The following is a 12,007-nucleotide window of genomic DNA, read 5'->3' on the forward strand; positions in this document are numbered from 1 at the left end:
ACAGGCAATCGCCTGTGCGCTTTTTTATTGAAATTTATTTTTGAATTTAGGACCACTTCAGTGCCTTAATAGAGAAGCCCAGTTCCGTATCCAGGCGATTCTTTTGCACCACGGCGACCACCTTTTTGCAGCTCTTTTCGCCGCTGACGGAGCCGGTGACCTTGTAGTAGTTGTTGTTGCCCAGGGACTCTACCCGGTTGATCTTTACGGACTGCTGCTTAGCCTCGCCCTTGGTGATGGTGAACACGCTGTCCTTGTTGCTGTAACTGATGGGGGCGTTTTCTTTCTTGGCCGCTGCGTTGCAATTGCTCTTAAAGTTGACCACCGTTTGGCCGTAGTATTTGAACAGATCCAGCACAATGGTGCCGGAGGGAAAACTGGTGCCCTTAATATCCTCACGGGCAGCCATCCAAACGGCAACATGGGTAGCCATTTCGGCGCTGACGCCGTCCTTGTTCTCATAACTGAACTTGTACAGACCGGGCACCTCCAGCATCGCTGCGATGCGCTCCAGATCCTGTTGGGAAAAAATCACCTTTTTGCCGCTGGCATTGGTGGAGGGCACTTTATCCTTGGACGCCTCAATGGTGGTCAGCTCTTTACCGGTGGTCTCGCCTTTATTGTCCGGCTCCTGCGGCGTTACGGGATTTGGCTTCAAATTTTCGTTGCCGTTGCCGCCGTTGTTATTGCCGCCGTTTCCGTTTTCCTTACCATTGTTGTTGTTACCGTTATTATTGTTATCGTCTTCAATCGGCACTTCTACATAGTCGCCGTTGCTATTGGTTACCTTTTCGCCGTTTTTGTTGATTTCGTAGGCGTGGTTTTTGCCCTTTTTGTCCTTTTCATAGACCACATCTACTTCTTTGCCGTCTTTGTTGATCTCTGTGCCAAACTCGGTGTCTGCATTGGCCAAACCGGCTTGGGTGGTGTCGGCGGCAGAGTTCTGTCCGTCTGTCTTTTTGGAAGAGCAGGCAGCAAAGACGCCGCAGACCAGTACGCTCAGCGCCATGATCAATGCAATACTCTTTTTCAAAGGGAACACGCTCCTTTTGGTGCTCTGCACCGTAATATCTCCTACATTATAGTCTTTTTATGCATAAAAGGCAAGGGTTACGGCTGTAAGTCGCCAAATGTTTACCACTTATTCATATTCTTTACAGAATTAGCCAAATGGATTATAATGAATACAAACGGAAAGGGAGGTGGGGCGTATGCGCCCTGCGGCTAAGGTCGCCATGAGCGGTATTTGTACGGCGCTGAGCGTGCTGCTGCTGTTTTTCGGCGGTGTGGTGCCGGTGCTGGCCTATGTATGCCCCATGCTCACCGGGGTATTGATGGTGGTGCTGGTGCGCACCTTCGGCTACGGCACAGCGTGGATCACTTATGTGTCTACGGGGCTGCTCAGCTTCTTTTTGGTGCCGGACAAGGAGTGTATGTTGATGTATGTGCTCTTTTTCGGCTATTATACCATCGTGCGCCAGTGGATCGGGCGGCTGCGGCCTCGGTCGGTGGCGCTGGCTGCCGAGTGTCTGCTGTTTAATGCGGCACTGGCGGCAGTGAATCTGCTGCTGGTGTATGTGTTTGCTATTCCAATGGACGCGGTGAGCAGTAACAAGTGGTTTTTGGTTGGTTTTTGGCTGGCGATGAATTTGCTGTTCTTCCTTTACGAGCGGCTGCTGGGTGTGGCGGAACTGTTGTATGCCCGTAAGATTGAGAAGCGCCTGCGCAGCGTGTTTAAGAAGTGAAAAGCGACTTGTATTTGTAAGATACAAGTCGCTTTTTGAATTATTCCGTATAAACGCGGGGTACGCGGGGATTCACCAGCAAGGGTGACAGGTCACAGGTGGCAATATCGCCGGGCTGTACGCTGCTGCCGGTCACATCCACCGCCGTGTGGGACAGCCCTACCTCGCCGATCACCGGGTAGGCTTTGCCGTTAATGGTGACGGTCAAATGGGCTTTCTTGAGAAATTGCTTGAGGGCAGAGAGCACACTGTGGAAGTTGTGATCCTCTTTCTCCTTAGTCAGGCCGAAGCCGTCATAATGCCCCATTGGCACAATGGCAATGGTGGTGGGGCGTTTGGTAACAAAGGTGCCGTTGTAGCCCACTGCATAACCGGCGGGCACTTCCTTCATGTCCACCACTTCCGCCTCCAGTCGACCTAAGCGGTGCAGGGGCGTTTTGCTATGGGTAATTACTCTGCCGGTAAAGGCGGAGCCGATGCGTACTGCGTCCAGCGCCACATGCTCCACGTTCAACAATGCGGGGGAGTTGGCTGCATGGCGGGTACCTACGGTCTTGCCGGCCTTTTCAATCTGCGCCAGCGTGTCCTTAAACACTTCCAGCTGGGCAATGGTTTTGGCCTTGTCGTGAAAGGCGCTGCTAAAATGGGTGTATGCGCCGGTGAATTCCAAATTAGGCAGGTCGTAGCAGGCAATGGCCTCCGCTACCTGCGCAGGCAAAAAGCCGTAGCGACCCATGCCGGTGTCGATCTTCAAATGGCACGGAACCTTGACACCCAAATCGGCAGCCGCCGCTTGCATCACCTGTGCTGCCCGGGTACTGCCGATGGTGGCAATACAGCCGGTGTCCGCAATATGGCGCGCCTCGCTGTCCACGCAGGTGGAGCGCATCACTAAAATATCCGTGTTCGGTTGCAGCACCGCCCGCAGGGGGGCAATGTCCGTCACTTCCGTTACTGCCAAAGTGGTGATGCCGCAGTGCTCCAGGATCAGCGCCAGTTCCGTTAGGCCAAAGCCGTAGCCGTTGCCCTTAACGACGCCGATAATAGGCACGCCCGCTTTCTTTTGCAGGTAATGCACATTCTCGATCAATGCGGTTTTATCAATTACATATCTGCTCATTTTCTTACTTTTTCCAATACCTTTGTTGCCAAGTTATACAGGTGGTACACCGGTTTGTTGATCACATAGTCAAATTCGCCGATAAATTCTTTCATATACCCGCCAAAGCCGTGCTTAAACCGCCACAGACCATAGTGGGGGTTGTCCGGGTTTTGGCAGTCGCCGCTGATGCCGCCAAAGTCATAGACCTTACAGCCGCATTCCATACCCCACTGCATCATGGCCCATTGCAAGGCATAGTTGGGGTACACATTGCGGTGGGCGTTGGAGGAGGCACCGTACTGGTATTTCATCACATTCTGCCCCCACTTAATCGCCAAGGTGCCGGCAATGGCTTTGCCCTCATAGTAGGCCATATACAGGCGGCAGTCCTCGCCCATGCAGTTCATAATTTGCTCAAAATAGCTTTTCGGTCGGGTGGAGAAGTTGTCCCGCTCCCCGGTCTCCTGCATAATGCGTACAAAGTCGTCCAGCGCCTCGGTGCCCATCACTTTCACTTCCACGCCTTTCTTTGGCGCTTTGCGGATTCGATTTCTGTAATCCGGCTTAAAGGTGAGCATCAGCTCCTGCTCGTTGAGGCCGTTGTAGTCAAAGCAGTAAACAAACCGGGGCTGCACATTCTCAAAATCCATACACCCCGGGTTCAGTTCTACAAAGCCCTTGTTCAGCAAATGTTGCTTGTAGGCCTTGTTCTCCACGGTGATCTCCGGGTCGATTTTAATACAGTAGCCGTGGTATTCCTTTGCAATATCCAAAAGCGCGGCAAAGAGCGCGTCAAAGGTGGCAAAATCATCTTCGTCCGCCACAAAGCCGCGGCAGCAGTAAAGCAGGGAGGCTTTGATCACCGGCACGGTACGAATCAGCACATCGGCGCTGCCCTTAATGTTGCCGTCCTCATCCCTCAACATCACGGCTTCCCACTTCCAGGCGGACTTGACCTTAGCCCACTTGGAGGAGTGCTGGAACAGGCCCTTGGGGTGCTTTTTGATAAACGCTTCATATTGGTCTAAATTCTCTTTTGTTACACGCTCGATCATAACAGACTCCTTTATATTTCTGCTTTTTATTATACCAACATTCTGCCCGCTTGTCCACCCACTCCGGCGGTTTTCTGCATTTTGCTATGTTGACAAGCGGCGGGCGTTCCTTTATTATTATCTATATAGTATGAATCGGGGGCAGACCTATGCAAAAACCAAGATATGCCGATCCCAGTGTGATCGCAGTGAATAAAGAAGACGGCCACGCCATCGCCATGCCGTATGATACGGCGGCGCAGGCGCTGGCAGGGGAGAACAGCCCATACAAACGGAGCCTGAACGGGCTTTGGAAGTTCAGCTGGTGCCAAGGCGTTAAAAACGAACTGGAGGGCTTTGAGGCACCAGATTATGATGACGGCACCTGGCGGGAAATTCCCGTGCCCTCCGTGTGGCAGACCCAGGGTTATTCCGTGCCTTACTATTATGCCAGCACATTTCCCAGAGCGCTCAGCCGCAGCAAGGGCAAGATTCCAAAAATTGACCCTGCTATGCAGGAGGTGGGCTACTATCGCCGCACCTTTACCATTGATCCGGAGTGGAAGGGGCGTCAGGTGTTCTTGCACTTTGGTGCAGCCAAGGCGGCGCTGGAGGTGTATGTGAACGGCCAATTTGTAGGCTATTCCCAGGGCTCTATGACACCCCACGAATTCGATGTGACCCGGTATCTTTTGAATGGCGAAAATCTGGTGTGCGCCAAGGTGTACCGGTACAGTGACGGCAGCTATCTGGAAGATCAAGATATGTGGTGGCTGTGTGGCATTTACCGAGAGGTGTATTTGTTCGCTGAGCCAAAGGCTTGCCTGCGGGATTTTTATTTCCGTACGGAGCCGGACGCGGATTTTCGGGACTGGACGGTGCGCCTGGACGGTTATTTGCACCTGTACGCCCCCTCAAAAGAAGACTTGACCTTGCGTGCCGCTTTGTATCGGGACGGCCAAAAGGTCTATGACCTGGGCAGTGCTGCCTGCAAGGGGGACCGGCCCCGTCAGACCTTGCAGTTGGAAGCTGCGGCTAAGGCGCCGCTGTTGTGGTCCGCCGAGCAGCCCAACACCTATACGCTGGTGATGGAGTTGCTGTGCGGAAAACGCGTGCTTTGCGCTAAGCGCTACACCGTGGGCTTTAAGAAAGTGGAAATTCGGGGCGAAAAAATCTATTTTAACGGCATGCCCCTGTTTGTGCGCGGGGTGAATCGCCACGATTTTGACCCGGACAATGGCTGGGCTGTGCCGGAGGAACGGTATCGGCAGGATATGGACCTGATGAAACAGGCCAACATTAACGCGGTGCGCACCTCCCATTACCCGGATGACCCCCGGTTTTATGACTACTGCAATCGCTACGGCCTTTACGTAATGGACGAGTGCGAGGTGGAGAGCCATGGCGTGCGCCGCAAAGGTGTGCCTGGGGACAGCCCGGTGTGGACGGCGGCCTGCGTGGATCGTATGGAGCGTATGGTACTGCGGGACCGGAATCATCCATGTGTGTTTATGTGGAGTCTGGGCAATGAGGCCGGGGACGGTACCGCCTTTTCTGCAATGAAGCAGGCGGCACTGGCACTGGACGACACGCGCCAATTCCACTACGAGGGGGATTTTGACCTGACCAAAAGCGATGTGATCTCCCGTATGTATCCCACCGCCGATGTGATGGAAAAGTTGGGCAAGAAAGAGCCCATTACCATTTCCCTCTATGACAATATCGCCAATCAGCTGGCAGCGGACAGCAAGCCCATTACTGCTGAGATGTATGAAGGCAAGCCGGTGCTGCTGTGCGAGTATGCCCATTCTATGGAGAATTCCCTGGGCAACTTTGCCGACTATATGGCGGATTTTGAAAAATATGACAATATGTGCGGCGGCTTTATTTGGGACTTTGTGGACCAGGCGTTGCACCGCAAGGCGCAGGACGGCACGGACTTGTGGCTTTACGGCACGGATTTTGAAAAAGAAGAGCCGCGGCACTGGTATTCGCTGCCAAACACCACGGCCATTACCGGGTCCAATACCTATTTTTGCGCCAACGGGATTATCGGTGCGGACCGCACGGTGCATCCTCAGTATTACGAGGTGCAAAAGGTATATGCCCCGGTGCAGACCCTGGCTGTGAACCCGGACAGCGGCTCCTTTACCGTAAAGAACAAAATGCTCTTTACCAATATAAATGCGCTGGAGTGCCGCTGGCAGATCGAAGTGGGCGGCCGCCTGCTGATGCACGGCAAGCTGGAGCCGATCGATTGCCCGCCTTTGTCGGAAGTGACGGTGTCTTTGCCTTACACGATGGATCAGGTCACTGGGGACGGTATGGCGGTGCTGACGGTGTCCTTTGCCACCACCCGGGAATTGCCGGGACTGGCAGCGGGCTTTACCTTTGCTTGGGACCAATTTGTGCTGCGGCCTATGCCTCAGCCTGTGGCGGAGAAAGACGGCGGCGATTTGCACTACGACCACCGGGGTAACCGGGTAGAGGTGCAGGGCGCCGACTTTGACCTGACCATTCAAAACGGGCGAGTGGTCAGCTGGGTGATCGACGGCAGCCAGCGACTGGTAGCGCCCTTGGAGCCTGCTTATTTCCGGGCGCTGACAGATAATGATATTGATTTTCTCAACTTTGTGCCGCCGCTGATCAAGTTCCATCCTCTGTACGGCTGGCGCCGTGCCCAGCGCCGCACCCACGCGCTGCGTACCGTGGTGCAGGCCGGGGCAGACAATACGGTGGAGGTGCACATTGCCATGTCCACGCCACGCTTGCGAGAGGACTTGATCACATATAAAATATATCCCAATGGGCGGCTGTATGTGTACCACAGTGCCGTGCCCAAGCAGGATATGCTGCGCTTCGGCTTCCAGATGACCTTGCCGGGCAGCTACGAGTATGTAAACTGGTACGGCAGAGGGCCGCACCCCAGCTATCGGGATCGAAAAACCGGGGCTGCGCTGGGTCGTTATCAATCTACGGTGACTGCGCTGGAGCACCGCTATATGCGTCCCCAGGAGAGCAGCAACCGCACGGATACTTACGACTTGTATTTGTGTGACAGTCACGGCGAGGGCTTCCGGGTGCAGGCGTACTATGAAACACCCTTTGCCTTTAGCGCTTATCACTACACCACTATGGGGCTGGACAAGGCTGCGCATATCCACGAGATTCCCTATGATTCGTCCTTGACCACATTGAATATTGACGGCGCCCAGTGCGGTGTTGGCGGCGATCTGCCGGGCCAAGGCGCAGTGCGTGCCCCATACCGGGTAACGGCAGGGGAGAAGTGCAGCTATGCCTTTATCTTGGAGCCGATGCATAAAAAGAAATGAAACGTGTGTTTGCCCATTTGGGATTTTCGGCGGCGGTAATGCTGCTGATCTTAAACTTCTTTTCCGTCACCTTTGCGTACGTTGCGTTAGGCGTGGTGTTGGCAGCGCTCTGTTTGGTGCTTTCCGTACCGCGATTGCGCCAAGGGGTGAGCGTGTGGCTGTGCCTGGTTGGAGCGGTGGTGGCTTGTGTGACCTTTATTGTAGGTGTTCACGCTGCCTATCTGCCACAGCAAAAGTTAGTCGGCCAAACGGCGCAGGTGCAGTTCTATGTGACCGATGTGCGCCGGGGTGCGGAGAAAAACTATTATACGGTCAAGACCACGGCTATTGATTTGCCTGGTGTGCCCCAGAATATCCGCAGCACCTTTTCTGCCCATGCGGATCTTGGCGATGTGCCGGACGGTATCTATACCGGCAAGGTGACTTTTGCCTCCACCGGTGAGAATGGTTACGCCGCCTGGGGCAAGTTCAGTGACGGCGAATTCCTTAGCGGCAAGGCTGCCCGGGTGCGTAAGACCAACCAGTCTGCACCCGGCAGCGCAGTGGCGCTTATTCAAATGCGCCACGCCATCAGCAGCCGCTTTGCTGCCGTGCTGCCCGGGGATCGCGGTGCGTTGGCAACGGCGCTGATCACCGGTAGTAAGACGGATTTGTCCGTGGGTGCGGTCAGTCACTTTCGCACCTGCGGTGCTACCCATTTGATGGCGGTGTCCGGACTGCATTTATCTGTGATCGTGGGCTCTCTTTACTGGCTGCTCCGCAAGCTGCGGTTGTCTGCTTGGCTGACTACGGTTTTGACAGGTGCGGTGCTTTTGGTGTATGATGGCGTAGCCGGATTTTCCGCCTCCGTGGTGCGTGCTTCTTTGATGATGGCTGTTTTGCTGGCTGCACGGCTGTTTGGCCGCAAGGCGGACGGCCTGAATTCACTTGGTCTGGCGGTATTCCTGCTGTGTACCGATCCCTTTGCGGTAACGGATGTGAGCTTGCAGCTGTCGGTGACTTCCGTTCTGTCGCTGTTGACTTTATCCCCGGTGCTGAACAAGAGCCTTGCTCGGCTGCATATTCCCAAATTTTTGCGCCAAAGCTTTAGTGCCACCGTGAGCGTGCTGCTTTATACGCTGCCGTTTATGTGGCTGTCCTTTGGGCAGACGGCGTTGTTATCTCTGCTTAGTAATTTGGTGCTGATTCCGCTGGCACAAGTGGCCATGATCGCTGCACTGCTCATGTTGTTCTTTACGCCGCTGCCGTATCTGGTGTATGCCTGTGCGGTGGTGGTGTCCGGCACCACCGGCGGTATGCTGTGGCTGGTGGAAAAGTTTAGCGCACTGGGCGCACCGATTATAGATTTGACCGGGCCGTTGACCTGTGTTGCCATTGCCGGTGTGCTGTTGCTTTTCGGCGTGCACTTTCTGTTGCAACGGCAGCGGTTGGGTGTTACGGCGGCAGTGGCCTGCGCTTTTTATTTGTTGACTTCCTTTGCCGGGTTGGCAGTGGAGCAGGGCAACGCTTACCTTTGTATCGGCAGCAGCTCGGCGCTGCTGTATGATACGCATTATGCTTTGCTGGTAGGCACGCCGGATCAAAGCGCCTACTACGCCTACACGCGCATTCTGCAAAATCGGCGGCTGCAACTGGTGGCCGTGTACCTGCCCGATGATCGGGTGGGGTATTATACCCGCGCATTGACCACTGCGGTGCACCCGGTGAATGTACTGCTGCCCGGCGGTAATACCGCTTTGGCTGTGCAGCCGGAGTGCGAGCATCTCCTCACCGCCACGGCAATGGATACCACGCCTTGGCAAGGGGTGCAGGTGCAATACAGATATAATAAAAAGCGCTACAACGTCTCTATTACCTGCAAGGGCAAGCGGCTCGTGCTGGGCAACGGCACCGACCTGAACGGCGGCGACTTAACGGTAGCGTTTGGTAAGCAAAGCACCGCTGTCGGTACACTGGTATGCGCCAGGGCACTGGCGGAGGACGAACTGCTGACAGCTACGCTGCGGCAGGACAGAGCTTTGCAGATAAGGAGGAACGATCCATGGCTGTGATCGGCGAAAAGGAGCTGCGCGCCCAGTTGAAAAGCGGCACGCTGTCCCACGCCTATTTTATCTATGGCGACGAGGGGTACTTAAAGGACCACTATATTGCCCAAATTAAGAAAAAGGCGGTGGACCCGGCCTTTGCGGATTTTAATATACATATTTATGAAAAGGACGGCACGCAGCTGTCCGATGTGCTCCACGATGCAGATACTTTCCCTATGATGGGCGGCAGTAATCTGGTGCTGGTCTATGACTTTCCCTTTGACAAAAAGGCGGATGTGGAGGATATTAAGGCATATCTCAAGGATGTGCCGGACACCACGGTCCTGGTATTTACCTACCAGTCTTTGCCGGTGGACACAAAAAAGGAAAAGCGCTGGAACAGCATTATTAAAGCTTTTGCTAAGGCCGGGGACGCGGTGGAGCTGAACACCCGCACCCAGAGCGACCTGGTAAAAATGCTGGTCAGCGGCGCCAAAAAGCGGGGCGCCGTGCTGCAAACGGACCAGGCGCGATATTTGATTTCTGTGGTGGGTACGGATATGCAGACCCTGCTGCACGAACTGGACAAGCTGTCTGCCTTTTGCAAAGACGGCGAGATCACGGCGGCGGTCATTGACGATATGGCCACTAAGTGCCTGCAAGCGCGTGTATACGACCTGTCCAAATTCATTTTGAAAGGCGATACCGGCGGCGCCTGTAAGGTGCTGCATACCCTGTTTGAACTGGGCGAGGAACCTATACCGATTGCGGCAGTGCTTATCAATCATTATGTGGATATGTACCGAGTGAAGTGCGCCAAGATCGACGGCCGCAGAGCGGACGATATAGCCCGGTATTATAACTACAAAGGGCGGGACTTTGTGCTGAATAACGCCATGCGGGACACAGCCAAGCTGTCTGTGGGCGCGCTGCGCCGCTCTATGCAGGTGCTGGACGATCTGGACCGAGCGCTGAAGAGCACCGCGGTGGACGCAAAAATCTTACTGGAGGAGGCGATCGTCAAATTGTCCGTGATCGCCGTCAGCGGCCAATGATTCATATTGAGGAAGCAGTGATCGTGGAGGGCAAGTATGACAAGATCAAGCTGTCTAACTTCCTGGACGCCATGATCGTAGAAACCGGCGGATTCGCTATATATAAGGATAAAAAGCGGTTGCAGTTTATTCGCCGCCTGGCAATGGAGCGGGGAATCATCATTCTCACCGACTCGGATCACAGCGGGTTCCAAATTCGCAATTACATTGCCAAGGGATTGCCCCCGCAGCAGGTGAAGCACCTGTATATCCCGGATGTGTACGGCAAAGAGCACCGCAAGCAAAAGCCCTCAAAGGAGGGCAAACTGGGCGTGGAGGGGATCGACGACAGCGTGCTGACGGCGCTGTTTGATCGGCTGCAAGTGCGCTATACCACACAGCTGCCCAAGGATCCCATCACCAGCTATGATCTATACGCCGCCGGACTGGCGGGCACCCCCGACAGCAAGCAAAAAAAGAAGAAACTCCTGGCAGCACTGGACTTGCCGGAGTTCCTCTCTACTTCCGCTTTATTGGCGTATCTCAACAGCCGTATGCAGCGGGACGAATTCTTAACTTATGTGGATACGATTTGAAGCCTTTGCTCGGCGCCGCCGGGCAGGGGCTTTTTTGCGCCCAGGGCGTACAGGTCCGTGCACCGGCTCTCCAGCCGGAACAGCGCCTGCCCCTCCGGGGAAAGGGCTTTTACATCTGCCATACGGGTTACGGTTGGAAGCGTGGCGCTGTGCTGCATTTTCGCCAGCAGCGCCTTGCCGACAGCGTTAAAGCCCAGCACCCGCAGGTACGGCGGCGTAGCCGGGTAGTCTCCTTTACCAATGCCCAGGTAGGCACGCAGCACAATGCGGCGAATGCGGGCGTGGGTGTACCGCTTGGTCTTTATGGTCGTGTACAGTTCCTCCAGGCTGGTGGCGCTTTGAGCGGCCCGAGCCAGCCGGTTCTCCAGTCCGTCGGTCACATCGTCAATGGCGGCCCAGTCCGCTGCTTCCATACGGCGCAGTACCGCCAGCACTGCCCGCTGGCAGTGCTCTATACTGTAAATTGCCTCTGCCGGGAGAGTGGCGCGAATCGCTGAGGCACTGTACAGCGGGTCCGCTGTGTCGTGACCCAGCCCCAGCCGCTGCACACAGGTGCAGGGTAGTTGGGTGCATTCCATATATTCCAGTGCCAAAATGTTATTAGGCGTGTCCAGCAGCGGGCTGTCGATGACTTTGCGCCGAGCTGCCGGGTAGGAGCACCCGGTTTTCATCACTTGTGCGATCTCCCCTTGGTGGGCCTTGATTTCTCCGGCCAGTGCCGTCAACGCCTGCAAATCGGCGCATTCGGTGCCAAAGGTCAGTCGCTCCACCACACCGGTGGCCTCCAGCAGCTGCACCCCCGCCCGGGCAAAGCCCTCGGCAGAGCGGGTGGCGTAGGCGGTGGGCAGCTCCAGCACCAGGTCGGCGCCACCCTTTAGCGCTGCTTCCGTGCGGGCGCGCTTGTCATACACCGCAAAGGTGCCCCGCTGCACAAAGTTGCCGCTCATGACGCACACCACAGCATCGCCGGGGTGGCACTTCACTTGGTCAATTAAGTGTTTATGCCCGGCGTGAAAGGGGTTAAATTCACAAATTATACCGCTGATCATAAAAAAATCCCGTTTTCCCTTGACAATATTATAATATATATATTATTATAATGGCTGTAGAATTCTATTGCAAGATTTGGAGGGATAA

General features: G+C 55.0%; 9 protein-coding genes. 5 read left to right on the plus strand and 4 right to left on the minus strand.

Annotation, left to right across the window (positions count from 1 at the left end):
- Window positions 1–46: 46 nt before the first annotated feature.
- Window positions 47–1,033 (minus strand): hypothetical protein, encoded by a 987-nt coding sequence (locus tag OGM59_02900; GenBank protein ID UYI91428.1) that lies wholly within the window; start codon window positions 1,031–1,033, stop codon window positions 47–49.
- A 178-nt stretch (window positions 1,034–1,211) separates the two neighbouring features.
- On the opposite strand from OGM59_02900, the gene OGM59_02905 reads away from it, so the two are divergent.
- Window positions 1,212–1,745 (plus strand): hypothetical protein, encoded by a 534-nt coding sequence (locus OGM59_02905; protein ID UYI91429.1) that lies wholly within the window; start codon window positions 1,212–1,214, stop codon window positions 1,743–1,745.
- A gap of 40 nt (window positions 1,746–1,785) precedes the next feature.
- Here OGM59_02905 and OGM59_02910 read toward each other — a convergent pair whose 3' ends face one another.
- Together OGM59_02910 and OGM59_02915 are read right to left on the minus strand one after the other, a co-directional pair.
- Window positions 1,786–2,865: an alanine racemase gene (locus OGM59_02910; protein ID UYI91430.1), complete on the minus strand. Its 1,080-nt coding sequence runs from the start codon at window positions 2,863–2,865 to the stop codon at window positions 1,786–1,788.
- On the minus strand, window positions 2,862–3,902 hold the full coding sequence (locus OGM59_02915; GenBank protein UYI91431.1) for a peptidoglycan bridge formation glycyltransferase FemA/FemB family protein: 1,041 nt from the start codon (window positions 3,900–3,902) through the stop codon (window positions 2,862–2,864). The genes OGM59_02910 and OGM59_02915 overlap by 4 nt, the downstream gene beginning before the upstream one ends.
- 149 nt (window positions 3,903–4,051) lie before the next feature.
- Between OGM59_02915 and OGM59_02920 the strand changes: the two genes are divergently transcribed.
- From OGM59_02920 to OGM59_02935, 4 genes are read left to right on the plus strand one after another with little or no spacing between them, the layout of a single operon-like run.
- The gene (locus OGM59_02920; protein UYI91432.1) at window positions 4,052–7,213 is read left to right on the plus strand and encodes a DUF4981 domain-containing protein; all 3,162 of its coding nucleotides are present in this window, start codon (window positions 4,052–4,054) and stop codon (window positions 7,211–7,213) included.
- 38 nt (window positions 7,214–7,251) lie between these two features.
- Window positions 7,252–9,264, plus strand: a complete 2,013-nt coding sequence (locus OGM59_02925) for a ComEC/Rec2 family competence protein (protein ID UYI91433.1) — start codon at window positions 7,252–7,254, stop codon at window positions 9,262–9,264.
- Entirely contained in the window at window positions 9,255–10,295 is a 1,041-nt protein-coding gene (gene holA / locus OGM59_02930; GenBank protein ID UYI91434.1) for a DNA polymerase III subunit delta, read from the plus strand. Before OGM59_02925 ends, holA begins: the two co-directional genes overlap by 10 nt.
- Complete coding sequence (locus tag OGM59_02935; GenBank protein UYI91435.1) at window positions 10,292–10,870, plus strand: DUF4093 domain-containing protein; 579 nt, start codon at window positions 10,292–10,294, stop codon at window positions 10,868–10,870. The genes holA and OGM59_02935 overlap by 4 nt, the downstream gene beginning before the upstream one ends.
- Here the strand turns inward: OGM59_02935 and OGM59_02940 are convergent.
- Window positions 10,852–11,919: a nucleotidyltransferase family protein gene (locus OGM59_02940; GenBank protein ID UYI91436.1), complete on the minus strand. Its 1,068-nt coding sequence runs from the start codon at window positions 11,917–11,919 to the stop codon at window positions 10,852–10,854. The two genes, OGM59_02935 and OGM59_02940, sit on opposite strands and share 19 nt — an antisense overlap.
- Window positions 11,920–12,007: the final 88 nt, after the last annotated feature.

This window comes from Oscillospiraceae bacterium, from assembly GCA_025757685.1.
Lineage (GTDB): Bacteria > Bacillota > Clostridia > Oscillospirales > Acutalibacteraceae > CAG-217.

Bases quoted from the DNA above. Each gene is read 5' to 3' on its own strand.
- OGM59_02905 (UYI91429.1), top strand. From the start codon at position 1,212: ATGCGCCCTGCGGCTAAGGTCGCCATGAGCGGTATTTGTACGGCGCTG.
- OGM59_02910 (UYI91430.1), bottom strand. From the start codon at position 2,865: ATGAGCAGATATGTAATTGATAAAACCGCATTGATCGAGAATGTGCAT.
- OGM59_02915 (UYI91431.1), bottom strand. From the start codon at position 3,902: ATGATCGAGCGTGTAACAAAAGAGAATTTAGACCAATATGAAGCGTTT.
- OGM59_02920 (UYI91432.1), top strand. From the start codon at position 4,052: ATGCAAAAACCAAGATATGCCGATCCCAGTGTGATCGCAGTGAATAAA.
- OGM59_02925 (UYI91433.1), top strand. From the start codon at position 7,252: ATGCTGCTGATCTTAAACTTCTTTTCCGTCACCTTTGCGTACGTTGCG.
- holA (UYI91434.1), top strand. From the start codon at position 9,255: ATGGCTGTGATCGGCGAAAAGGAGCTGCGCGCCCAGTTGAAAAGCGGC.
- OGM59_02935 (UYI91435.1), top strand. From the start codon at position 10,292: ATGATTCATATTGAGGAAGCAGTGATCGTGGAGGGCAAGTATGACAAG.
- OGM59_02940 (UYI91436.1), bottom strand. From the start codon at position 11,919: ATGATCAGCGGTATAATTTGTGAATTTAACCCCTTTCACGCCGGGCAT.